The organism is Pyxidicoccus xibeiensis (genome assembly GCF_024198175.1).
Classification (GTDB): domain Bacteria; phylum Myxococcota; class Myxococcia; order Myxococcales; family Myxococcaceae; genus Myxococcus; species Myxococcus xibeiensis.
Window position 1 is genome coordinate 284629 of record NZ_JAJVKV010000009.1, and the last position, 23399, is coordinate 308027.

Genomic DNA, 23399 nt, shown 5'->3' on the forward strand with positions numbered 1-23399 from the left:
ACCGGTTCGTCGACGTCGTGCGTCGTGTCGGACCCGCCGCGGATCAGCGCGTAGGCAGCTCGCGGAAGGTGACGCCGTCCAGGTCCAGGCGGCGCACCGCCTCCATGAACCGCGCGGTGACGACGACCATCGTGGCGAAGTTCCCTCCGCGGAACAGGTCCAGGTCCATGGGCAGGGAAGCCGCGTCGAGGATGGGCTCATCCGGCCGCCGGAATGCGTGCCGGCCACAGGTGACGCACGGCGGAGGAACATCTGGCGGGAGGCAGTCCGGGTGCAACCTGCCGTGGGGTTCCACTTGTAGCTCCAGGAACTCTGGCGGGTTCTTCTGTCGGAACCGCAGCGCTGTCGGGCAGGCCCGCATGCCCCGGAGGCCTTCTCCCTGGAGGCGCTCCAGCGCGTCCCTACGCACCAGGAGCACCTCGGTGAGCCACTCGAAGGCAGCCAGCCTTCCGGTAGCGGTGCCAACCAGCGGCCCAAAGAGTGTGCCGGGTGGCAGGGTGGCCTTGGGAGGCGCAAGGGGGCGCACCAGCTCGCGGAGGCGCGCGAACTCAGGGAAGGGCTCGGGCCTTGCGCTCAAGAACTCCGCATGCTCTGGCAGTTGCGACAGGTCAACACACGGGTACGTGTGGCCCGAGCTGGCCCACGTGACGCCACACGTGTGGCAGGTCGCACCCGGTAGCCCCCACCTGTGCGCCGCGTTGACGTAGCCGCCGTTCTTCTCAACGACCGCCCTGTCCTCTCGCATCCAGAAGAACTGGCTCATCCGCTGTCACGCTCCCGGGCGCGAATTGTAGGACTGATCAGCCGCACCGAGGAGAGGAGCTATCGTGGAGACAGCCATGTCCGAATCCCACGAAGGCCCCAGACTTGACAGTCCTTCCCGCGCGAGCGGCTGGCGGCGCTGGCCCCGCTCGCTGTGGCTGGCCATGGCGCTGGGGGTACTGGTGTCACTCCCCTCGCTCGGCGTGGGCCTCCTGCTCGATGACCTCCTCCACCGCCTGATGATCTCCGGACAGCTCCGCGAGTACGGCGACTGGGGGCCGCTGACCCTCTACGAGTTCGCGGGCACCGCGAAGACGCCACCCGCCGGCCTGCGAGAATCCGGCCTGATTCCCTGGTGGACGCCCGATGAGCTGTCGGTGCGCTTCTTCCGGCCGCTCACCAGCGCGCTGCTCGTCCTGGACACGTGGCTCATCGGCGATGCCGCCCTCCCCGCCCACCTCCACAGCCTCGCTTGGTTCCTCGGCGTGGTGACCGTCATCGGCTGGCTGCACCGCCGCCTGCTGCCCGCGCCCCAGGCCGCGGTCGCCACCGTGGCCTATGCCATCGCCGCCGCGCACCTGATGCCCGTCGCCTGGCTCGCGGCACGGCACCCGCTCATCTCCGGGCTCCTCGGGCTGCTCGCCCTGGCGGCCCACCTGCGCTTCCGTGAGGACCGCTGGAAGCCAGGGCGCATCCTGGCCCCATTGCTCGTGGTGGCGGCGCTGACGGGCGGCGAGCCGGCCCTCGGCGCGGTGGCGCTCATTGGAGCCTACGAGCTCTTCGGCCATCGCGAGGGCTGGCGGCGCTCGGCCCTGCACCTCGTTCCCTATGCCGTCATCATGGCGGCCTACCTCGCCTTCTACGTGGCCCGGGGCTACGGAGCGCATGGCAGCGCCGCCTACCTGGACCCGATGGCCGAACCGGGCGCCTTCATCGTCACCCTGGCCCAGCGCGTCCTCATCCTCCTGGGCGAGCTGGTGGTGGCGACGCCCTCGGACGCGGTGGCGCCCTTCCCCGCCATGCACCAGCGCTTCGCCGCCTGGGGTGCGCTCGTCACCGTCGCGGCGCTGCTGGTGCTGCGAGCGCTGTGGCCGCGACTGTCGGAGCGGGAGCGGCACACCCTGCGCTGGCTCCTCCCCGGAGGCGTGGCCGCGGCAATCCCCGGCGCCGCGGGAGTCATTGGCGGCCGCGTCCTGCTGACGCCGCTGCTGGCGGGCAGCGCCCTCGCGGCCGTGCTGCTGGTCCGGAGCTGGACGTCCGCTCGCGAGCCGGGGCGCACCGCGCTGTCGCGCTGGGGCCTCCGCGCCGTCGCGGCCGTCCTCGTGTTGGGACACTTCGTGAGCGGACCACTGTTCCGGATGGTGGCGGGCGTGGGGCTGGGCCTCATCGCCGAGGCCCAGTGGACCGTCGCCCGCGCCGCGCCACGGTGTGAGGGAACCCTCGTCGTGGTGGTGGCCTCGGACCCCGCCATCGCCACCTATGTCCCCGCCGTCATGCTGCTCGAAGGCCGCGCGCCCCGGCGCTACCGCCTGCTCAGCGCGGCGCCCCACGACCACGAGTTGGAGCGGACCTCCCCTACCGGCTTCGACCTGGTGGTCCGCACCGACGCGCGCCGGCCCGGCTTCTGGGAGCAGGTGTACCGCGACACTCCACCGCCACCTGGAACCGAGGTGCGGCTCGAGGGACTCCACGTCACCGTGAAGGAGTCCACCGAGGCCGGCCCGATGCGCGTGCACTTCGACTTCGGCCGTCCGCTGGAGTCCCCCGACCTGTGCTTCGTCACCTGGAGCAACGCCGGGCTGCGCTCCGTGCTCCTGCCGTCCCCCGGCGGGAGTCTTCCGATTCTCTACAGCCCGGGCCCCATGGGGCTCTGAGGGCATGCGGGCATGGCACACTGCGCGCCCCCTTCTCACGAGGAGCCCCATGGCCCCCAGTCCCCTTCGCCGCTTCCGTGTGCTGGCACCGCTGCTCGGGTGCGCGGTGCTGTCCCTCTCCGCGTGTGACGACAACGACGACGGCGGCCCGGAACCGAAGCCCCCTGTCGAAGGAGCCAAGGCCGCGGTGATGACCCGCAACGTCTACCTGGGTGCCAACATCTTCCGGCTCGCCCAGGCGCAGTCACCGCAGCAGGTCCCGGTGGTCGCCGGGCAGCTCTACGCCACGGTGCAGGCCACGGACTTCCCGACCCGCGCCGAGGCGCTCGCGGACGAAATCCAGTCGGTGAACCCCGCCCTCGTGGGGCTGCAGGAGGTGTCGCTGTACCGGACGCAGTTCCCCAGCAACTTCCTGTCGTCGCCGACGCCGGACGCGCAAACGGTGGCCTACGACTTCCTGGCCATCCTGCTCGAGAAGCTGCAGGAGCGCGGGCTCAACTACCGCGTCGCCGCGAAGGTGGAGAACGCGGATGCGGAGCTGCCCGCCGCGCTCGCTGGCGGCGCGCTGGACCTCACCGACCTCCGGCTGACGGACTACGACGTCATCCTCGCCCGGGGCGACGTCCAGATCTCCGGCGTGGTCGAGCAGAACTACACGAACAACCAGCAGGTCCCCGTGGGCGGCGCGCAGGTGACCTTCAAGCGCGGCTTCACGAAAGTGGAGGCGACGTTTGACGGCGCGAGCTTCACGTTCGTGAACAGCCACCTGGAGGGCCTGATGCCGGCCAACCAGCAGCAGGCCAACGAGCTGGTGGGCATCCTCGCGAGCTACCCGCGGCCCATCATCCTGGTGGGAGACCTCAACACCGGACCGGGCTCTCCGACGCCCGCCTACGGCATCCTCACCGGCTCGGCGGGCTTCACGGATGCGTGGGCGCAGGTCGGCGTGGGGAACGGCTTCACCTGCTGCGTCAGCGAGACGGTGAACGACACCAACACGTCCGGCTTCGACGAGCGCATCGACCTGGTGTTCTACGCGGGCGAGGGCCTCACGCCGCTCAGCGCGCAGGTCGTCGGTGACTTGCTCACGGACCGCACGACCTCGGGCCTCTGGCCCTCCGACCACGCGGGCGTCGTGGTGGAGTTCAACATCGCGCGCTGACTCCGGCGGTACCGCTAGTTCGCGTCGGGAGCCCTCCACATGAACCACTGTGGGGGGCCTCCGTCGAAGCACGGCTCCTCGCGCTGGATGTCGAAGCCGAAGCCCTGGTACCACGCCCTGTTGGAGGGCTTCGCCGTCTCCAGGAAGCAGGGCTCTCGCTTCTGCGCCGCCAGCTCCAGTCCCCGCCGCATCAGCCGGGCGCCCAGGCCCCGCCCCTGGAACGCGGGCTCGACGGCGATGGTGGCGAGGTACCAGTGTGCCGGCGTGTGAGGGTGGTAGCGCTCGAGCCGCGCGAGCGCCTGGAGGGCCAGCCGAGCCCGCCCCGGGAAGTGGCGCAGGCCCGCCCACACCGTCGGGAGGAACCGGGACTGACGCTCGAGGGACTGGGGAAACGCGCCGGGCCGGAGCCAGGCGGCGACACCCGCCAGGCGCCCGTCCTCGACCACGGCGTGGACGGTGCCGTGCTCCAGGCAGTCGCGGACGGTGGCCTCGTAGAAGCGGGTGGACACCTTCGCGCGCCGCTCCGATGCGCCGGGGAACAGCTCCGCCAGGAAGGGGTAGTCGTCGAACGCGCGAGCGCAGAGGGGGCCCACCTGGTCGAACAGCTCCGGGGCCAGTTCCTGGACGATGACGTTCATGATGGCGGTCGAAGGTAGCACGCGCCGTGGTGGGGGCACGCGGGGGTGGAGGTCCGCCGCCGCACGGAGTATTGAGCGGCCACATGCCTCTTCGCCTCGTGAAACGGCTTGCACGGGACTGGTTCCTGGTGGGGATGATTGCCGCCGTCGTGCTCGCCGCCCTCTTCCCCGACTTCGGACGGACTGGCGGGGCGATGCACGCAGACGTCGTCGCCAACATCGGCATCTTCCTGGTGTTCCTCCTCTACGGCCTGGGCCTGCCCCTGGCGAACCTGAAGGCCGGCGTCCTGCAGTGGAGGCTGCACCTGGTGGTGCAGACGTTCACCTTCGGCGTGTTCCCGCTCCTGTGGCTGCTGCTGGACTCGCTGGGGGGGCGCTGGCTTCCGGCGGATTTGTCCCTGGGCTTCCTGTACCTGTGCGCGGTGCCGTCGACCATCTCCTCGTCGGTCGCGATGACGGGGCTGGCGCGCGGCAACGTGGCGGCGGCCATCTTCAACGCGAGCCTGTCGAGCCTGCTCGGTGTCGTCTTCACGCCGCTCATCGTCAGCCTGCTGGCCACGACGACGGGACAGTCCATTCCGCTGGGCGAGGCCATCATGAAGCTGGCGGGGATGCTGCTGCTGCCGCTGGTCATCGGCCAGCTCCTGCGGCCGGTGATTGGCGGCTGGTTCGCACGGTACCGCCGCTACACCAACGGCTTCGACAGGTTCTTCATCCTGGTGCTGGTGTACGCCTCGTTCTGTGACTCGGTGCACTCCGGGCTCTTCACGAACTACGGCGGAGGGATGCTGGCGGTGACCTTCGCCGGGGTGGCGCTCATCCTGGCGGTGGTGCTGAGCCTGACCACGTTCGTAGCGCGGCGGCTGGGGTTCGCGAAGGAGGACGAGATTGCGGCCGTGTTCTGCGGCTCGAAGAAGACGCTGGCCTCCGGTGTGCCCATGGCGCGGCTGGTGTTCGGCGCGCACCCGGCACTGGGGCTCATCGTCCTGCCGCTGATGTTCTACCACCAGCTCCAACTGCTGGTCTGCTCGGTGGTGGCGGAGCGGTACGCGAGCCGGCCACAGGGGTCCTGAGCGCCTCTTCTTCCTCTCTAGCGGCCCCACCTGACACCCCGGTGGTTGCCTGAGGCAACGAATTCGTTGACAATGGCAACGAATCCGAAAGGAGGCCTCTGGCATGGCTGAGCGGAACGTCGCGGCGGTGCGGCACTTCAACCGCTTCTACACGCAGAAGATCGGGGTGCTGCCCGAGGGGCACCTGGAGAGCGACTTCTCGCTCACCGAGGTGCGGGTGCTCTACGAGCTGGCGAACCGCGAGCAGCCCACCGCGGCCGAGCTGAGCCGGGAGCTGGGGCTGGATCCGGGCTACCTCAGCCGCGTGCTGCGTAGCTTCGGTACGCGCGGGCTCGTGGCTCGGGAGCCCTCGAAGGCCGACGGCAGGCAGAGCTTGGTGCGCCTGACGCGGCGGGGGCAGGACGCCTTTGCCCGGCTCAACACGCGCTCCAGCGAGGAGGTGGCCGCGCTGCTGTCCCGGCTGTCCCCTGCCGAGCAGCGCCGCCTGCTGGACGCGATGCGCACCATCGAGGAGCTGCTCGGCGGGAAGCCGGAAGCGGCGAAGGCCCCCTACCTCCTCCGGCAGCATCGGCCGGGAGACATGGGCTGGGTCATCCACCGGCACGGAGTGCTGTACTCCCAGGAGTACGGCTGGGACGAGCGCTTCGAGGCCCTGGTCGCCAGCATCGCGGCGAAGTTCATCCAGGAGTACGAGCCGAAGCGGGAGCGCTGCTGGATTGCCGAGAAGGACGGGGAGAACGTGGGCTCGGTGTTCCTCGTCCAGGAGTCGAAGACGGTGGCGAAGCTGCGCCTGCTGCTGGTGGAGCCCTCCGCGAGAGGCCTGGGCATCGGCGCGCGGCTGGTGGACGAGTGCGTGCGCTTCGCCAGGGAGGCGGGCTACCGGAAGATCCGCCTGTGGACCAATGACACGCTCCACGCTGCGCGCCACATCTACGAGCGGGCCGGCTTCGTCCTCGTCCACACCGAGCCCCATGCGCAGTTCGGAGAGGGCCTCGTTGGGGAGACGTGGGAGCTGACGCTGTGACCGGGACAGGAATCCCTAACCTCGGGACACTCCACTCAGGTGGAGATGATAGGGCTCGAAGGCCACGCGAACCCGGCCCACTCCCTGCCTCCTGCTGGTTGCCGTGTCCCCGCTGGGCTGCTCAACCGCCACGCGCTCCCTTGCAGCCCTACCATTCCCGCCAGGGAGCGTGAGGACGAATGACTCGGTTCTTCTGGCTGGACGAGGATAGGGGGGGCGGCGGCGAAGTACGGCGGAGAGGTCAACGCGTGGCAAAAGCTGGGACTGCCCGGCGTGAGTTGATGCAGTCGAAGCAGGCGGCCTGGTTACGAACAACTTGGCGTCTCAACAATCCGGTGCGGTACAAGCCACACTTCCTGTTGGGACTTCTTCCGGCGGACGCTGCTCGTCACCTCCGCAACGTACCCCTGAACGGAATTCCTCCGTATGTCTTGGACCAGCATGAAGAGGCTCTACCCGTTCGTGTTCAGTGCTTGGCGCGAGTTCGCGAGAGTATACTGGGCAGCATGACCGCCGGCCTTCAATCCGCGCTGCCAGCCCGAGTATTCGAAGACAACGGGACTCCGCTTCTCGCCACGTTCAACTTCCAGCCTCGCGACGATAAGTTGTCGGTCGTGTTCTACGCTCGAGGCGGCAAGAGGGGCGATCCCAAATCTAGCAACACGGACTACGAGCGCGGACTACAGATCTTGATCGCCCGCTTAGGAGCGGGTGGAGCGCGCCTTGATGAAGCACACTTGGATACCAACCGTGAGCAGCGAGTGCTCGACGTGCCTGCGACGGACCTGCGTGGTTGCGACGCGTACTCGGTGCGGCGGCAGCTTCAGAGCGCGCAGAGGAGCAACGGCATTCGAAAAATGCGGCTGTTCATCTCGGGGCTGAACGTTCCCAATAAGCATGTTGAGGAGTACCTCTCGCGCGGCATCGTCGGGACTGTTGAGGCGCTCGACGAGAAGGAAGGCCCGGAGCCCGTCGTCATCTCACGTACTGAGGGCGGGAAGCGCGTCCGTCTCTCAAAGAGCGCGGAGCGGGACCTAGGGCTCCGGGCGGCTGCCATCAAAATCCACGGAACCCGTTGCAAAGCCTGCGGCCTCTCCTTCGGGGAAACCTACAGCGGATGGGGCGAGGGATTCATTGAGGTCCACCATGCCTTCCCCCTCTCCGCTGGAGAGCGACAGACCGACCCGGAAAACGACTTGGTGCCCCTTTGTTCCAACTGCCACCGCATGGTTCACTGGAAGCACGGCATCACGCTCACCATCGAGGAACTGCAGGCAAAGCTTCAAGTCGAGACCTCCGTTCCCCGGCATACCGCTTGAGGAATCCGAGTACAGACTCCTGAGTCCTGGAATGGCACCACGACGTTAGCGCGAGCCGCCATTCGCTTACAGCGGGTCCCCAACAACCCTCGCCGGCCCCCACCGCCGCAGATGGCACCGCTGGCCGCCTCGCCACCGAGGTTCAGGTGCGCGGGCATCTCAAGCGCCAGCGCCACGGCCCCGGCAATCGCGAGGTGAAGTGGCTCCACGTCGCCGGGTACTCCGAGCGACGCTGGGGGGGCCGACATCACCCAGGTGGTGCCGTGGAAGTCCTGAACGCCCCTTCTCAAGCCGTGGAGGTGCCCATGTGCGGAGAGCCCGTGCCCCAGCCCAAGCGCCGGAGCAACTGCGCCGGAAGCATGTCCGCGAGGACTACGCCATAGCGCTGCGTCAGTTCCGGGCCGAGCCCGAGCAGCAGCCTGCGGCCCCGCGCCATCTCGCGCCCGACGAGTGCTATAGGTGCGGCGCGGAGTTGCTGATCGTCGGCGGCCGGCGCATCTGCGCGGACGGTACGCACGACGAGTAGGCCTATCGTGGTGGCTGCAGGTTCTCTGGCGCGACATCTCGGCCAGCAGCACCGACCAAACCTGCCGGGTTGTCCGGCGGGGCTGTTCTTGCGGCGCTGCGACGCAGCGCCCGCCCGGGGAGGAGGGAGTTCCCCCGCCCTTCCCGCCCGGGTTCTTTCCCGCGCGCCGAAGCCAATGGCAGGTTTCGCGTTGGCGCGGCAGCGTTTAATGTGCACTGCATCCACTATGTAAGGGGGATTCTTGGGACAGGCGCAAGACGCAGGTCGTGAAGCCACGAGTTCTGTGAGGCGGGGACCGCCGCCGTTGGAAGCCGTCGGCCCAGCCGACACGAAGAACCCTCACTCGTGGATGCATCCCGTGCTACGGGCTAGGTGGAAGCGAATTCAGGAACTTCATCGGAGCTTGGACGCACGCCGCGTCGAGTTGGAGATGTCCGAGAAGGACCTGCTGCTGCCGCAATTGCGCAACCGCGTAGTCTATATGCGCGAATGCTTCGAACGGATTAAGGCAATCGCGGTCGCCCCAGAGACATCCTATCGGCTCGCGCATGTGCTGCGCGAGCTCGTTCCCCCGGAACTGGAACCTGACCCAATCGGCGCATACCTGGGGGGGGTGGCCCGGATATGTGAAGACACCTTCATTGAACCACTGCTGCGCCTAGAGGACGAGAGTTCGTCCATTTCCACCGTTCCGCAGTTCCTGCGGTTCATGAATTCGCTTCGGTTTATTTGCGACATTGTTATCGGGACCGAGAATCTGCTTTTCCGTTACCGGGCGAGGGTGGTGCTTCACGCCGTCGACAAGGTATCTGGGAAGACGGTCGAGGGTGAGGAGTATGAGAAGAATCTGGATATCGCCCTCATTCCCTTCGCGTCGGTACTCGGCGAACTGAAGCGCACAGCAGAATCGACTGAAGGCTCCATTGACCATTGGGTCAAACAACAGGAAGCGGCGAAGAAGCCATTCCTTGAGTACGCAGCGGCTGCCACGAATGCTGAGACGAGTCGTCGAACCATCTGGGTTCAGATGCTAGCCATCATGATCTCGCTCTCCTTCTCTTCGTGCTTCCTGACCGCCAGGGATCCCTTCAACCTAAAGCGTGAGAACACGGCCTTGAAGTTCGAGATCCAAGAAGCCAAAGACGAAGCTGCGCGCCTCGCCGCTGAGCTTGCGCGGCTGCGTGCCCGGCCCGCTCAGGGAATGCAGCCGACGCCATGACTACTCAGCAGTGCTGTTCGGCACGCACCGGCGCCGACAGGGTGCACCGCTCCATGTACCTAGCGGAGAGCCCGTCCTCCGCGTAGGAGGCGCCTACCGTCAGCGCCCCGAGCAGCACCGAGGTGACGCCGAGGGCGAGCTGCGCCCCCGGTCCTCGCCCACTAGGTTGGTGAGGAGCGCCCCCCCCGCCTCCAGCCGCGCCCAGCGCCCCGGACACGGTGCCCACCACACCCCAGGCGAGGCGCGAGGAGTCCCAGTTGGCGCACTGCGCGTCGGAAGCCACGGGCCGGGAGTCCACCGGGGCAACTGCGTGGAACTCCACGGGATGGTGCTCGAAGCGGGCGAGAAGCCGGTGCTCTACCCCATCACCGAGGCGGGAGGAGGCAGCGTGCAGGAGAAGGAGCGCGCTCGACTCCGTGAGATCATCGAGAAGGTGAACACGCTGTTCGAGGGCGAGCTCTCCGACGATGACAAGCTGGTCTACGTGAACAGCGTCCTGATGGGGAAGCTGCTGGAGTCCACCACGCTGGTCCAGCAGGCGGCGAACAACACGAAGGAGCAGTTCGCGAACTCGCCAGATCTCCTGAGCGAGCTCACGAACGCCATCATCAGTGCCCTCGACGCGCACATGACGATGAGCACGCAGGCGTTGAACTCCCAGGCCGTCCTGAACGGCATTAAGGACATCCTGCTCAACCACGCGAAGCTGTGGGAGGCCCTGCGGGCCAGGGCGAGCCCGGGACCCACGGGGACGGCGGAGCCGTAGCCTTCAGCGCGTGGGGAGCTCGCGGAAGCTGATGCCGTCCAGGTCCAGGCGGCGCACGGCATCCATGAATCGCTCCGTGCCAACGAGCATCGTCGCGAAGTTCCCTACTCGGAACAGGTCCAGTTCCGAAGGGAGCGACGACGCGTCGATCATCGGCTCATCAGGCCTCGATATGCCGTATCGGCCACAGGTCGTGCACGGTGGTGGCACGTCCGATGGAATGCAATCCGGGTGCAGCTGGCCGTGAGGCTCAATCTGGAGCTCAAGGAACTCTGGCGGGTTCCGTTGCTTCCATTGGAGCTCCGTTCGGCAACCCAGCAGTCCACGGGCTCCTTCCGCCTGAAGGCGGTCCAGGGTGTCCCGGCGCAAGAGCAGGAGGTAGTTTCCCTGCCACGTCAGCGGCCCCAGGTCACCACGAGCAGTTCCCACCAGCGGGCCGAATCCAGTCCCTGGAGGCAGCGTCGCGGTCGGCGGTGCCAGCAGACGCACTCTTTCTCGCAGACGTGCGAGCTCCGCGTAGGGTTCAGACCTGGGCTTCTCGAACTCACCTCTTTCGGGAAGGTGGGACAGGTCCACCGAAGGATACTGGTGCCCGGTTGCACTCCACGTCGCGCCACATGCAGAGCACCGCGCTCCTGGCAGCGACCACTTGCGTCCGGCATTGAAGTCCCCGGTGTAACGGGCGGTCGCAGCCCTGTCCTCGCGCAACCAGAAGAATCGGCTCATCTGTTGGGTCTGGCCCCTCTTCTGAGTCCCCGAGGCGACTGCCGGACGCGGCCGTTCCAATCCTGTCCGACTGTCCGACAGGTTTGTGCCATGTGTCGCCGGCAGGGACCACCGCCTGGTGATCAGCCGCTCAGGATAAGAACCACACCCAACGCCTCGATGGCCCACCACGCGTTGCTCTTCCGGGGGCACTGGCTCCCTCCTGTCGCACGCCCTCCGCCGGACCCCTTCTGGAGGGTATGCAGGAAGGCGAGCCACCTGCTAGGTTCTGCCTCGACTCGTGGCGAGGCGGGGCATGTCCGGACCAGCGGAAGACAGCAGGGCCTATCCATGGGCGCTCGGGCCTGGCGCACGGGTGAACCGCTGGCGTGTCCTGGAACCGCTGGGCACGGGCAGCTATGGCGCCGTGTACCGGGTGGAAGACGTGGACGCCCCAGGGAAGGCGTACGCGCTCAAGCTGGCCCTGCGGCCCTCGGACCCACGCGCCGAGCGCGAGGTGGCGCTGCTGGCGCGAACGGAACACCCGAACGTGGTGCGCGTCCACGACTGGGGCGCATGGCAGAGCCTGGCGGGCAACCACCTGTATTTCGTCATGGACTGGATCCAGGGCCTGCCGTTGCACGCGTGGACGGAGACCACCAACCCGCCGCTGCGTGAGCTGGCGCGCGTCGCAGGCACCCTGGCCCTGACGCTGGACTGGCTGCATGGACGCGGCGTGCACCACCGGGACCTCAAGCCCGAGCACATCCTCATCCGGGCCAGTGACGCGCAGCCCATCCTCATCGACTTCGGCGTGGGGCGGCAGGAGGGAGCCAGCACGCTCACCTCGACGGTGGTGCCCCCGGGCACCGTCCACCTGCGCAGTCCGGAGGCCCTCGACTACCATCGGCTCCACTTCCGTGAGGCTGGAGCGCGCTACGCGTTCCAGCCCACCGACGACCTCTATGCGCTCGGCGTGTGTCTGTTCCGCGCCCTGACGGGGCACTACCCGTTTCCGCCCGAGCTCCCGGGCGACCTGTTGATGCTCACCATCCTCGCCCATGTGCCGCCGCCCGTGGCCGGCATCAACCGCCGGGTGCCGCCGGCCCTGAGCGCGGTCGTGACACGGCTGCTGGAGAAGAAGCCCCTGGCGCGCCACGGCTCCGGGCGCGAGCTGCACCAGGCGCTGGAGGCGGCACTGGCGCTCGGCCCGGCGCCGGCCTGGGAGGAACCGGTGTTCGCCTGGGAAGAGGGCGCGGAACAGGCAGACGCCGGCGCTCGGCGAACGGTGCGGCCGGACTGGCCCACGGCGCCGGCCACACCTCCGCCAGGGCAGGACGGGAGGCACCCGACGACGGGGCGGGCGGGCGCCGGGGCCATGCTGCTTCCGCGCTCGGCCGTGGAGTCCTCCGCGGCGCAGGGCGTGACGTTGGTTCGCGTGGACAGTGCCCCGCCGCTCCGGGAGCAGGCCGTCAGCATGACGGGAAGACGGCGTGTCCCTCGCGCGGGGCTGGCGGTGGGCACGCTGGCGTTGCTCGGCCTCCTGGCGGCATTGGCTACGTGTCATGGGACGGGGGCAATGGCGCCCGCCGAGGGCCCGGGGTCCACCACCGCTCCGGCACAGTCACGGGAGGACACTGCTCCACGGGCCGGCGCTCTCCCTGGAGGGCCTTGGGAGCCGGAAGCAGTCGCGGCGCCCACCTTGGTGGAGAGCCCCGCCAGAGCCGATGCTGCGCCCATGACCCAACCCAAGGACAGCGCCGACGTGAAGACCTCGACACCTTCGAAGCCACTCGCGAAGCGGCGCGTGAAGACACCGGATGCCGTGCGTGGCGCAGTCGGGGCGGTCGCCGCATGCGTGGGCGCGGCCTGCGCCGGTCCTCAGCAACCCGAGCAGCCGCGCGTCCTCGCGGAGCTGCAGCGGCCACGGCCTCCGCCCCAGGAGTGCCCACAGGCCGCGCTGGACGCGATGAAGGAACTTCAGTTCGGCAAGGTCGCGGCCACTGCGCCGGATGGTTTCATATTTCCGCATGAGACGGGCATCGTGGCCTTGCGGGAGGGCCCCGCGGAGTTCGCACTCGATGAGCCGGTCGGCACCCTGCCAGGATGGGGAACCAGGCTGGTCGGACGCCTGTTCTTCGCCGAGGGCCGCATCCACGGGTGGTTCACCGAGGCTCGCACGAAGGATGGCAAGCACTATCCCGTCTGCATGGTGTTGCTGGAGGTAGACCGCAAATTGGGCCTGGAAGTGCTGAGGCCGGGAGAAGCGCCCGGCACGGTGCTCACGTACCCCCAGGGAAAGGTCTACGGGGTGAAGCGCTTCAAGTGACACGCCGCCGGGCCGGGCCCCCTTCGGCGGCAGTGGCCTGTCGCTGCTCGCCGAGGGCACCAGGGGCGTGACCTCCAGGAGATTCCGTCTCGTGCGCCTACCTGCTGCCTTCCTGCTGTCGCTCGCCCTCGTGATGGGCCCAAGCGCCACTGTCGCCGCGCAGTCTCAGCCTCCTCCGCCCGAGATGGGTGTCCGCCGCATCGCACTGCGTGCCGGTGCAGCCGGTGCGGAGCCGGAGATCCACATCCGCCCGGGTGTCTCCACCGTGCTCACCTTCGACGTGAAGCTCGCGCGTGAGCCGATGGGGCGGCTCCAGGTGGAGTTGGAGCGATCCGCTGCCTTCACTCGGGTGGAGCCAGGGGAGTCCGTTCTCCGGTTGGTACCCTCCGGTACCTTGAAGGAGGGAGACCGACTGCAGTTGGCCGTGCGCTTCGAGGATGGCGCGGCACGGACGAAGGCCACCTTCGTCCTGGTGGTGAGGGAGGACCAGGCGGACCGCCTGGTGGAGGTGTCCCGCGATTCACGCCCGGCGGAGTCCGACCCGCCGGAGGTGCGAGAAGCCTGGGCCGCCGCGCGCCAGTGCCAGGATGCCCTGGCCCGGGTCCAGGCCGCGCCAAGCGGGCTGACGGCGCTGCGGCTCTCCGCGGCCCTCGATTCCAGCGGCGTCGTGGTGCGGAACCACAAGGAAGTGGTCGCCCGGTGGAAACACGACGCATTCGTGGCGAAGCAACTGAGGACCTTCCGTGCCGACGGCCGGGTGCTCGTGGAACTCACGCTGCGGGCACGCGAGCCCGGGTCGCGCTGGATGGCACGGAACGCGTCGCTCGCGAGTCACAGAGGCGAGCTCCTGAAGATCCTGTCCGTGTGGCAGCAGCGACCGCTCGCCCCAGACGAAACGAGCCAGATCCTGGTGGAGGCCGAGGCCGACGCGTCCCTGTCCCCGGAGTCGTGGATGTTGTGGCTGTCGGACGACGGGGGCGACCGGGCCCTGGTCGTGGGCGGCATCGCATTTGCCGACCGGGAGGTGAGCGCCGAGTGAGCGTGAGGCCCCCGCGAACAGCGGCCCGTGAAAAAGCACCGCCCCGGAGGATCGCGCCGCCAGGTCGGCCAGCGCTGTTCGCCACCCTCCCCTCCGGCCGGCTCGCCTCCGGAAGGAACGTTCATTCCACCCGGGCCCCCGCCCGGGAGGGGCAGAGGCGGCGTGACGTAGCCGCGCGTCCCGGGCGGAAACGGACGGGTTCGCTGTAGCGGGGGCCGGGGTCGTCCTCCCGTCCCCTCAGGACCTGGCTACAGCCCCTCGAAGATCCACCAGGCGCTGCGGTTCCTGGGGTCCCCGCCCTTGGTGATGTACGGCGACTCCTTCGACAGCCACATGTACTGGTTCCAGTACAGGTTCTTGATGGCATCCCCCGTGCCGGTCTTCTCCAGCTTGTAGTTGGCCTGCTTCGGCGAGTCCCAGAGCTTCACGGCGCCGGTCGCCTCGGTGTAGCTCAGGAACAGGCCCGGGGAGCTGGTCACGCGGTAGACCCCATTGTCCTTGCTGCCCACCAGGATGAAGTCGAGCGGAGTCGTCCCGGCACGGCAGTAGAGCCACTGGTTCTTCGAGACGCCATCCGGCGCGGCCATGTACTGGCCGTTCTCCACGCTCTTGATGCGCACGCGAGTCCCCGTGTCCGCCGGACGCACGGGAATCTTCCAGTCGCTCGGCGGCGTCTGCCAGCTCGAGTCCTTCCACATCCAGTTGAAGGGCATGTGCATGGACGTGTCGATCAGGTCCGAGTACCCCTCCTCCGGGACGACGTTGTAGAGGCACAGGCGCTGCTCCGCCTCCAGCTCCTTCACCTTCGCCAGCTGGTCACCCGACGCCACGCCCAGGCCCTTCATGCAGGCCGACACCGACTGCCCCTTGCCGCCCTGCCCCGTCCCGAGCACGTAGGTGGCATCACGGTTCGCGTCCTTGTTGTACCAGCCGCGCATCTCCGCCTCGTCGAAGCTCAGCCAGTTGTCCACCAGCCGGTTCGCCTCCATCGTCGCCGCCTGCTGCCGCTGCGCGAGCGGGACGCCCATGGTCCGGATGAACGCCGCCCACAGGTCCTTCGTCGCCTCCGTGGCCACCAGCGCTTGCACCTTCATGTTGCTCGGCTTGTACGAGCTCCAGCCGCTGCTCAGCTGCGTGCCGGGATTCCAGATGACGTCCCCGCTCTCGTACGTCAGGATCTTCGTGTTCGAGTGCGTGTGCTGCTCGGAGCCCGCCGCGCACAGGTAGCTCTTCACCTGGCGCACCCGCACATGGTTGTCCGCGGGGATGCGCACCACGTGCTCGGAGCTGAAGGAGTCCTCGAACAGGTGGGCCGCCCGGCCGAAGAGGAAGTAGTTCCGGTCCACGTCCGTCTGCGCGCTGTAGCCGCCGCCGTCCCACACGCGCATCGTCGTCGGCGGCGCCATGGCCGCGTTCACGAAGTACTGGACGAAGCGGGCCCGCGACTCCTTCGCCGCCTTCACCCCGCCGTCGGCTTCGCGGTCGTCATAGCGGCGCATGAAGTGGTCGTACTGCACCTCCACCGGCTCCTGCGCCACGGCGTCGAAGCAGTTGTGCTTGCCGAGCATCGAGTTCGTCGCGTTGAAGCCGCCGAGGTCCACCCAGCGCTCGCCCACGATGGCGTCGTAGACGGCCTTGTACGCGGACTGGTACCGCTGGTCGTCGTACCGCTGGGAACGGATGCGCGCCAGCTCCCGCTGCGCGCCGGGGTCGGAGAGGTTCGTGTTCTTCGCCTTGCCCTGCGTCCACTTCAGGCGCGGGTCGTTCGGGTCCGGCTTCATGATGGGGTCGCCGCCAATCAGCTCGAGCACCGCCAGCCGGGTGACCCACTCGTGGCCCATGGGAATGCCATTGCCGATGAAGATTCCCGCGCCGCTCTGGGTGAAGCCGGACGCGGGCCTGGGCGTGAGGACGAGAGCGACGAGGAGCAGCAGCGAAAAGGCGAGCGCGAGCGCCGCGCCGCCAGCGCGCGAGCGCCGTGCGGACCGGGTGAACGGATGCATGGGAATCTCCTCGGGAACGACGAGACAGGGGCCCCAGGCAAGGTGCCTCGGGCTTCAAGACCCTGCAGAGCAACCGCCGTGCCGTGGCTCCCATCATCGGGTTTCAGCCGGTTACGGGAGCAGGGCCCGCGGCCCGCGTCGCGCGCACACGCAGCCGCGTCACCGGGGCACGCGCTCTGCCTGCCACCGGGCAACCATCCGCTCCAGGGCGCGCCTCCGCCGTGTTCTGCTGGAGGCGCGGCACTCGAGTCCTCACCAAGGAGACAGTCATGGGCGCGCTGGATGGAAAGATCGCAATCGTCACGGGAGGTGCCACGGGCATCGGCTTCGCCATCGCGGAGCGGTTCGCCAGGGAAGGCGCGGAGGTGGTCATCGCGGGGCGCCGCAAGGAGCGGCTCGACGCCGCGGTGGCGCAGCTCGGCCGCAACGCGCGCGCCGTCCAGACGGACGTGGGCGACGAGGCGCAGGTGAAGCGCCTCATCGACTCCGTGCCTCGCGTGGACCTGCTGGCGACGTGCGCCGGTGGCGCCGTGTTCGGCCCCGTGGACACCGTGGCGCCGCAGGCGTGGAAGAACCTGTTCCATGACCGCTTCTTCGGTCAGCTCTCCGCCTGCCACTTCGCCGTGCCGAAGATGGCCCCGGGCAGCTCCATCCTCTTCTGCTCCGGCATCGCCGGCCACGCGGCCCTGCCCAACTACGCCGGCGGCGCGGGCCTGTGCGGCGCCGTCAACGCCATGGGCCGCTCGCTCGCCATCGAGCTGGCTCCCAAGGGCATCCGCGTCAACGTCCTCTCCCCGGGCCTCACGCGCGACACCGCCCTCGACTGGGGCGTGCCGCCCGAGCAGCTCGGCGCGTTCATGGACGCGTTCGTCGGCCGCATCCCCCTGAAGCGTCCGGGCACCGTCACCGACATGGCGGACGCGGCCTTGTTCCTCGCGACGAACACGTACGCCACCGGCATGGTGCTCGACCTCGACGGCGGGTGGACGGCCGTCTGACGCCCTGCCCCGCTACTCCTGGGCGAGCCCCGCCGTCGCGGTGATGCGCACCATCCGCCCCACCGAGGGCACGCCCACGTCGTTCACCAGGAACAGCTGGTAGTACCCCGGCGGCGCCGCGTGGTTGTCAGGCGGCGCGCTCACCGTGAGGCTGCCCGTGCTTCGCGTGAAGCCCAGCGTCACCAGCCGCTGGTTCATGTCGATTGAATGCGTCACCGAGCCCAGGGCGATGAGAGACACCCGGGAGATGCGCGCCGCGTCCGGCGTGCCGATGCTGAACGTCGTCCCCGGGCTCACCGTGGCCGGCGCCGAGCTGACCGCCGGCCTCGCGCCCTTGAAGAGATAGGGCGGAGAGTACACCTCCGCCGTGCGCCGGTTGCGCCCTCCCGCGCTCAGCACGCGCCCGTCCGGCAGCAGCAGCGCCGTGGCGTGATAGCCCCGGTACACGGTGTTGCTCGCCAGCCGCGTCCACTTGTTGGCGGCCGGGTCATAGACCTCCGCATTCAGGACGGGAGAGCCCGAGTTGTCGAAGCCGCTGCCCCGGCTGCCCCCCGTGACGAGCACCTTGCCATCGGGAAGGAGCGTGGCGTTGTGCTGGCGCCGCGCCGTGAGCATCGACGCCACGTACTCCCACGAGGGCGACGAGGCCCGCAGGTCGATGCGCTCCACGGTGGCCGTGGGCGGGTCTCCCCCGCCGATGAGGTACACGCGGCCGTCCAGCAGCACCGCCGGCCCATACGAGCGCGAGCCGAACCTGCTGGAGGGGCCCGTGGTCCAGGCCCCCGTGCCCGACACCGTCATCCAGCGGCTGATCCGCGAGGGCCCGGCCAGGAACAGTCGCCCATCCGGCGCGAGGAACGTGCGCGGGTAGTACGGCATGTCGAGCCGCGCCCCCGTCATCGTCCGCCAGGTGCGGGTGCTGGCCAGGTAGCGCTGCGGGATTTCGTTGATGTCCCCCACGCCGCTGACCTCGCCGGAGAGGACCATCACATCGCCGTTGGAGAGCGTCGTGTTCGTCGGATACCAGCGCCCCGCGTTCATGTCGGGCAGGCGGGTCCACGACGAGGTGGCGGCGTCGAAGAGGCTCGCGTCCGGGAGCCCCACGTGGCTCTCGATGTGGCCTCCCGTCACGAGCAGCTTGCCGTCCGCGAGGTAGGAGTGTCCGGCACAGAAGATGTTGTAGACGGGGTCGGTCCTCGGCAGCGAGGTGACGGCGTTGGTGACGGGGTCCCAGCGCCTGGGAGGGTCGTCTCCCTCGCCGAACTCGCCGAAGAACATCACCTTCCCATCCGGCTGCAGGTGGGTGTGCGTGGCGGAGATGGGCCACGTCATCACGCTGGACCACACCCCGACGTCCGCGGGCGCGGTCTGCGCCCGGGCGGTGCCGGCCAGCACCAGGCCCGCGATGAGACAGCAGGTGAACACCTGTCGCCGGGTGATGAGGGTGCTCCACGACATTGCGGCCTCCGGGTCCGTGTTGCCGGTTGGAGGGACAGAACCTAAGGGGCGGGCGCCGCGCGCCAATCGGTCCTCGCGTCCAGGCGAGTGTTGCCTCGCGGCGCGGACTGTCGTTCGCCGGTGGCTGCCCCCGTCCCCTGGCACGGGTGGGCATCAGGTCCCGGACGACCAGATTGCGCGGGTCCCTTCAAACGAGGAGGTTGTCATGAGGTGCTGGCGTCCGCTGTCCGTGCTGCTGGCCGTGCTCGCCGGCTGTTCCACGCCCGAGCCTGGTGCGGCCGCAGAGAACGGAGCGACCTCCGCCCAGGCGGCCAGTCCCTGGCAGGTGTGCTCCAACGCCGCCGTCCCGCTGGGCCCCGCCCTCCTCACCAGTGATCCGGAGGCGCGCATTCCGGTGCATGGCAGCGACGCCCTCTACTTCTTCGCGGGGACGTCCGACGACGGAGGCGCGCTGTGGCTCAGCAGCGGCACCCGGGGCTCGGGGACGCGGATGGTGAAGGACTTCGCCCCGGGGCCCACGGGCATGCCGCCCACCCAGCTCACCCGCGTGGGCGAGAGAATCTTCTTCACCGCCGAGGACCCCGAGCATGGCCGCGAGCTGTGGGTGAGTGACGGGACGCCCGCGGGCACGCGGATGGTGCGGGACGTGTGGCCCGGGCAGACGGGCTCCTTCCCCCGCTCGCTGTTCGAGCACGGCGGCCTGCTCTACTTCACGGCGGGCGACGAGGACCACGGGCGCGAGCTGTGGAAGAGCGATGGCACCCACGACGGCACGGTGCTCGTCGCCGACGCGGACCCCGGCCCCGAGGGCATCAACCCGGACCGCTTCGTGCGCGCGGGAGATGGCTCGCTCTACTTCATCGCCCAGGTCCAGGTCTTCTTCACCGCGGTGATGCGGCTCAACGAACAGGGGCAGCTCACCGAGCTGATGCGCCTGTCGAGCGAGGGCGCCATCGTCGGGGCCCTCACGCCCGTGGGGCGGCGCGTGTTCTTCGTCAAGGGTGACCTGCACGGCCACCGGCTCCACCTGATGGCGACGGACGGCGGGCCGCCCATGATGGTGGCGGAGCTGGCCACCGCGAGCGACCTGGTGGCGTTCGGCGGCAAGCTGTACTTCGCCGGCTCCACGGACGCGCATGGCATGGACACGGAGCTGTGGCGCAGCGACGGCACCGCGAAGGGAACGAAGCGCGTGAAGGACCTCTACCCCGGTGAGGAGGGCTCCTCGCCCGGGGGCTTCATCGTCATGGGACGCCGGCTCTTCTTCAGCGCGGACGACGGGCAGCGCGGGCGCGAGCTGTGGGTGAGCGACGGCACGGAGGCGGGGACGCTCCTCTTCGCGGACCTCGAGCCGGGCGCGGCGGGCTCGTTCCCCGAAGGCCTGACGGTGCACCAGGACAACCTGTTCTTCAGCGCGAGCACCGGGGGGTGCGGCCGGGAGGCCTGGACGAGCAACGGCACCCAGACAGGAACGGTGTCACTCGGGGAGCTGGCGGCGGGCGCCTGGGACTCGATGCCCGAGCACTTCGTGCGCTCGGGCTGGGATGTGTTCTTCACGGCCCAGGACGGCACCGGCCAGCGGCGGCTGTATGCCCTGCCCTTCCGGCCGGAGGGACGCTGCGACACCGTGGCACGGTGAAGACGGCGGTCGGCCACCCTGCCACCTCCACCCGGGTGCGCGAAGGTAATTCGTGGTCTGGCGTGCGTTCCATCCTGAGACAACACAGGAACCCGACCGCGGGGCTTGACCCCGCCGGTAGGGCCCGGGATGGAATATGCACATCATGTCCGAGCGACTCGTCTTCCCCCCGATTGTCGAGGGCCTCTTCGTCCGGGGGCTGACGGGACGCGTGACGCCCCTCCTCAAGGACCGGCTCCGTGGCGAGGGGCTGGACCTGGACCGGCCGCTGCTGCCCGCCTATCCGCTGGAGACGTGGATCCGCTGCGTGGCGCTCACGGCGAAGACGCTGCACCCGGAGGAGCCGGACGAAGTCGCGTGGCGGCTGCTCGGCGAGCGGATGATTGACGGCTACCGCGACACGCTGATGGGCCGCGCCCTGCTCGGGGTGATGAAGCTGCTGGGGCCCTGGCGGATGCTCTTGAAGGCGCAGCACGGCTTCCGCACGAGCAACAACTACACCGAGGTGCGCATCACCGAGCGCGGGCCGGGCGAGGCGGAGGTGTGGCTGAACGAGCCCGGCAAGCTGCGCTACTTCAAGCAGGGCGTCATGCTGGCCATGAGCCGCGCCGCGGGCGGTGCCGCGACGGGGGTGGAGGTGCGCCAGTACGACGACAACAGCGTCACCTACCGGGTGACGTGGAGCGACTCCGGGCGCTGAACCGTGCTTGCCCCGGACGCCCCCGCTCTGCGACGTTAGCCCCCGGACGGCGTGCTTCCGCCGTCCCTGAGGGGGAGACGACATGCCTTCGAGCGAGCGCGCCAACCTGCCGCGCTGGAAGGGGCAACCCGGGAACTTCGAGATCTGGTTCCTCGTGGTGCTCGACCCGGGCGGAGCGCGCGCCTGGTGGCTGCGGTACACGCTCTTCACGCCCGCCCCGGGGGCACCCGGAGCGCCCCGCGCCACCGTGTGGGCCGCGGCCTTCGACTCGGAGGCTTCGACGCCCGCCCTGGCGCTGAAGTCGCTCCATCCCCTCTCCGACTTCGACGCCGGCACGCCGGAGCGCTTCGGCATCCGCATCGGAGACTCGGAGCTGGCGCCGGGCCGGTGCCGTGGCCGCGTCGCCTCGGGTGGGCATGCCATCGACTGGGACCTGCGCTTCACCCCGGAGTCAGCGCCCGCCGTCCGCCGCGCGCCGCGGGGCATCGACCTGCTGCCGCTCACCACGCACGTCGCCCATGCGCACGACGACATCACCTTCACCGGCACCGTCACCGTGGACGGACACCGGTACGACGTCCAGGGCGCGCCGGGCCTGCAGAAGCACCTGTGGGGCCACCGGCGCCTCGAGGAGCTGACGTGGCTGTATGTGCCTCGCTTCCGCGAGGACCCGGACGCCCGGCTCGAAGCGCTGTCGGTGCTGCCGAAGCGCGGGCCCGTCAGCCCGCGCCTCACGCCCATCTACCTGCGCACCGCGCGACAGCAGCACGCCTTCCACGAGGTGCCCGGACTGCTGTTCACCCGGATGGAGGTTCCTCGCGCGGGCGAGCTCCTCTTCCACGCGACGTCGGCGACGGTGTCGATGAAGGGCCGGGCGTGGTGCGACCCGCGGACGCTGGTGGGCTACGTGTACCGGGACCCGATGGGCTGGGACGTCCACGTGGCGCAGAGCGACGTGGCCACATGTGAAGTGGAACTTTCCACTCGTGCTCATCCCCTCGCGGCGTGGAGGCCGGAGGGCCGGCTCACCTCCACCGTGGGAGCGCTGGAGTTCCACGCCCCCGAGCCCCTGGAGGGCGTGCGTTACATCGCATGGGATGGTACCCACCTCACCGGACCGGAGGAGACCTCACTCCGGGCCGTGGAGGGCACGTGATGCTTCGGATGACCCAGCAGCCGGCGGAACCCGCGGTGATGCGTGCGTTGGATCCGAAGCGCACGCCCGGGAGCACGCGGCCGCTGGAGCTGGCGCCGAAGCGGGTGCATGCGCTCGGCCTGACGTACGCGGCCCACATCAACGAGACGGGCGCCTCGGACGCGGAGGGCCCCGCGGTCTTCGCGAAGGACGCCTCGTCGCTGCTGCGCGAGGGAGACGAAGTCGTCAGCCCGTCGCGCGCGGTGATGGTGGAGGCCGTGTCGAGGCTGGACGCGGCGCTGGGCTCGCGGCTGGCCTCGCGCTTCGAGAGCCTGCCCCCGCTGCTGGACTACGAGGTGGAGCTGGGGCTGCTGATGCTGGACGACGTGCGCCGGGAAGATGTGGAGAAGCCCGGCTATGCGCCTCCGGTGGGGTACTTCCTGGCCAACGACGTGACGGCGCGCTCGGTGCAGGTGCTGGGTGAGGGCCGGGCGGACCGGATGGCCTTCTGGAGCGCGGCGAAGAGCTTCGCGGGCTTCCTCGTGGCCGGGCGCGTGCTCTGGGCGCCGGACGTGCCACAGGCGGCGGCGTGCCTGGACGTGACGCTCACCCTCACGGTGAACGGTGAGCTCCGGCAGAAGGGCCGGACCATGGACCTGGTCGCCGCGCCCCGGGAGCTGCTGCTGCGCGCCGCTCGCGCCGCGCCGTCGGGCGTGCTGGAGAAGGGCGATGTCGTGCTCACGGGGACACCGTCGGGCGTGGCCTTCACCGTGCCCGCGTGGAAGCGGCGGCTGGCGGCGCTGCTGGGGCCCGGCGCGAGGCTGTCCGCCGCGCTGCGGGCCCATGCTCGCAACCCGCGCATGCTGAAGGCGGGAGACGTGGTGGAGATGGACGGCGGAGTGCTGGGGCAGCGCCGCTTCGTCATCTCCGGCTGAGCCCGCGCGCGGCCTTCTTCGCCGCCGGCTTCCTGCTCGCCGCCTTCTTCCCGGATCGTTTGAGGATCCAGCAAGACCGGGTTGTGGGGCAGATC

At 69.3% G+C, this 23399-nt stretch carries 20 protein-coding genes; 14 read left to right on the forward strand and 6 right to left on the reverse strand.

Features of this window, described 5'->3' with window-relative positions; genetic code table 11:
* Positions 1 to 43 precede the first annotated feature (43 nt).
* Positions 44 to 763: a SitI6 family double-CXXCG motif immunity protein gene (gene sitI6, locus LXT23_RS33835; RefSeq protein ID WP_253984517.1), complete on the reverse strand. Its 720-nt coding sequence runs from the start codon at positions 761 to 763 to the stop codon at positions 44 to 46.
* A gap of 76 nt (positions 764 to 839) precedes the next feature.
* Here sitI6 (LXT23_RS33835) and LXT23_RS33840 point away from each other — a divergent pair, with 76 nt between their 5' ends.
* Both LXT23_RS33840 and LXT23_RS33845 read left to right on the forward strand, forming a co-directional pair.
* Positions 840 to 2636 carry a hypothetical protein gene (locus tag LXT23_RS33840; protein WP_253984518.1) on the forward strand — a complete coding sequence of 599 codons (1797 nt, stop codon included), beginning with the start codon at positions 840 to 842 and terminating at the stop codon, positions 2634 to 2636.
* A gap of 49 nt (positions 2637 to 2685) precedes the next feature.
* The gene (locus LXT23_RS33845; protein WP_253984519.1) at positions 2686 to 3798 is read left to right on the forward strand and encodes an endonuclease/exonuclease/phosphatase family protein; all 1113 of its coding nucleotides are present in this window, start codon (positions 2686 to 2688) and stop codon (positions 3796 to 3798) included.
* Between the two features lie 14 nt (positions 3799 to 3812).
* Here LXT23_RS33845 and LXT23_RS33850 read toward each other — a convergent pair whose 3' ends face one another.
* Entirely contained in the window at positions 3813 to 4436 is a 624-nt protein-coding gene (locus LXT23_RS33850) for a GNAT family N-acetyltransferase (RefSeq protein WP_253984520.1), read from the reverse strand.
* A gap of 83 nt (positions 4437 to 4519) precedes the next feature.
* Between LXT23_RS33850 and LXT23_RS33855 the strand changes: the two genes are divergently transcribed.
* The 4 genes from LXT23_RS33855 (at position 4520) to LXT23_RS33870 (ending at position 9597) form a co-directional block, all read left to right on the forward strand.
* Positions 4520 to 5509 (forward strand): bile acid:sodium symporter family protein, encoded by a 990-nt coding sequence (locus LXT23_RS33855; protein WP_253984521.1) that lies wholly within the window; start codon positions 4520 to 4522, stop codon positions 5507 to 5509.
* A 103-nt stretch (positions 5510 to 5612) separates the two neighbouring features.
* Positions 5613 to 6533 carry a bifunctional helix-turn-helix transcriptional regulator/GNAT family N-acetyltransferase gene (locus LXT23_RS33860; protein WP_253984522.1) on the forward strand — a complete coding sequence of 307 codons (921 nt, stop codon included), beginning with the start codon at positions 5613 to 5615 and terminating at the stop codon, positions 6531 to 6533.
* A 506-nt stretch (positions 6534 to 7039) separates the two neighbouring features.
* Positions 7040 to 7852: an HNH endonuclease gene (locus LXT23_RS33865; RefSeq protein WP_253984523.1), complete on the forward strand. Its 813-nt coding sequence runs from the start codon at positions 7040 to 7042 to the stop codon at positions 7850 to 7852.
* 956 nt (positions 7853 to 8808) lie between these two features.
* On the forward strand, positions 8809 to 9597 hold the full coding sequence (locus LXT23_RS33870) for a hypothetical protein (protein ID WP_253984524.1): 789 nt from the start codon (positions 8809 to 8811) through the stop codon (positions 9595 to 9597).
* Between the two features lie 4 nt (positions 9598 to 9601).
* On the opposite strand, the gene LXT23_RS33875 is transcribed toward LXT23_RS33870, so the two are convergent.
* Complete coding sequence (locus LXT23_RS33875; RefSeq protein WP_253984525.1) at positions 9602 to 9880, reverse strand: hypothetical protein; 279 nt, start codon at positions 9878 to 9880, stop codon at positions 9602 to 9604.
* A gap of 42 nt (positions 9881 to 9922) precedes the next feature.
* On the opposite strand from LXT23_RS33875, the gene LXT23_RS33880 reads away from it, so the two are divergent.
* The gene (locus LXT23_RS33880; RefSeq protein ID WP_253984526.1) at positions 9923 to 10363 is read left to right on the forward strand and encodes a hypothetical protein; all 441 of its coding nucleotides are present in this window, start codon (positions 9923 to 9925) and stop codon (positions 10361 to 10363) included.
* Between the two features lie 3 nt (positions 10364 to 10366).
* Here the strand turns inward: LXT23_RS33880 and sitI6 (LXT23_RS33885) are convergent, their stop codons facing one another.
* The gene (gene sitI6 / locus LXT23_RS33885; RefSeq protein WP_253984527.1) at positions 10367 to 11089 is read right to left on the reverse strand and encodes a SitI6 family double-CXXCG motif immunity protein; all 723 of its coding nucleotides are present in this window, start codon (positions 11087 to 11089) and stop codon (positions 10367 to 10369) included.
* Between the two features lie 295 nt (positions 11090 to 11384).
* Between sitI6 (LXT23_RS33885) and LXT23_RS33890 the strand changes: the two genes are divergently transcribed.
* Both LXT23_RS33890 and LXT23_RS33895 read left to right on the forward strand, forming a co-directional pair.
* Positions 11385 to 13397, forward strand: a complete 2013-nt coding sequence (locus tag LXT23_RS33890; RefSeq protein WP_253984528.1) for a serine/threonine protein kinase — start codon at positions 11385 to 11387, stop codon at positions 13395 to 13397.
* 91 nt (positions 13398 to 13488) lie between these two features.
* Positions 13489 to 14436, forward strand: a complete 948-nt coding sequence (locus LXT23_RS33895) for a DUF2381 family protein (protein ID WP_253984529.1) — start codon at positions 13489 to 13491, stop codon at positions 14434 to 14436.
* Positions 14437 to 14684: 248 nt separating this feature from the next.
* Here LXT23_RS33895 and LXT23_RS33900 read toward each other — a convergent pair whose 3' ends face one another.
* Positions 14685 to 16439 carry a hypothetical protein gene (locus LXT23_RS33900; protein WP_253984530.1) on the reverse strand — a complete coding sequence of 585 codons (1755 nt, stop codon included), beginning with the start codon at positions 16437 to 16439 and terminating at the stop codon, positions 14685 to 14687.
* A 269-nt stretch (positions 16440 to 16708) separates the two neighbouring features.
* Here LXT23_RS33900 and LXT23_RS33905 point away from each other — a divergent pair, with 269 nt between their 5' ends.
* On the forward strand, positions 16709 to 17437 hold the full coding sequence (locus LXT23_RS33905) for an SDR family NAD(P)-dependent oxidoreductase (RefSeq protein WP_253984531.1): 729 nt from the start codon (positions 16709 to 16711) through the stop codon (positions 17435 to 17437).
* Positions 17438 to 17449: 12 nt separating this feature from the next.
* On the opposite strand, the gene LXT23_RS33910 is transcribed toward LXT23_RS33905, so the two are convergent.
* Positions 17450 to 18895: a galactose oxidase-like domain-containing protein gene (locus tag LXT23_RS33910; RefSeq protein ID WP_253984532.1), complete on the reverse strand. Its 1446-nt coding sequence runs from the start codon at positions 18893 to 18895 to the stop codon at positions 17450 to 17452.
* A gap of 205 nt (positions 18896 to 19100) precedes the next feature.
* On the opposite strand from LXT23_RS33910, the gene LXT23_RS33915 reads away from it, so the two are divergent.
* The 4 genes from LXT23_RS33915 (at position 19101) to LXT23_RS33930 (ending at position 23304) form a co-directional block, all read left to right on the forward strand.
* On the forward strand, positions 19101 to 20534 hold the full coding sequence (locus LXT23_RS33915; protein WP_253984533.1) for an ELWxxDGT repeat protein: 1434 nt from the start codon (positions 19101 to 19103) through the stop codon (positions 20532 to 20534).
* A 145-nt stretch (positions 20535 to 20679) separates the two neighbouring features.
* Positions 20680 to 21234, forward strand: coding sequence for a DUF2378 family protein (locus LXT23_RS33920; RefSeq protein WP_253984534.1), 555 nt, complete (start codon positions 20680 to 20682; stop codon positions 21232 to 21234).
* A gap of 82 nt (positions 21235 to 21316) precedes the next feature.
* Positions 21317 to 22390: a hypothetical protein gene (locus tag LXT23_RS33925; protein ID WP_253984535.1), complete on the forward strand. Its 1074-nt coding sequence runs from the start codon at positions 21317 to 21319 to the stop codon at positions 22388 to 22390.
* A complete protein-coding gene (locus tag LXT23_RS33930; protein WP_253984536.1) occupies positions 22390 to 23304 on the forward strand; it encodes a fumarylacetoacetate hydrolase family protein in 915 nt (304 codons plus the stop codon). Before LXT23_RS33925 ends, LXT23_RS33930 begins: the two co-directional genes overlap by 1 nt.
* The last annotated feature ends 95 nt before the right edge of the window (positions 23305 to 23399 follow it).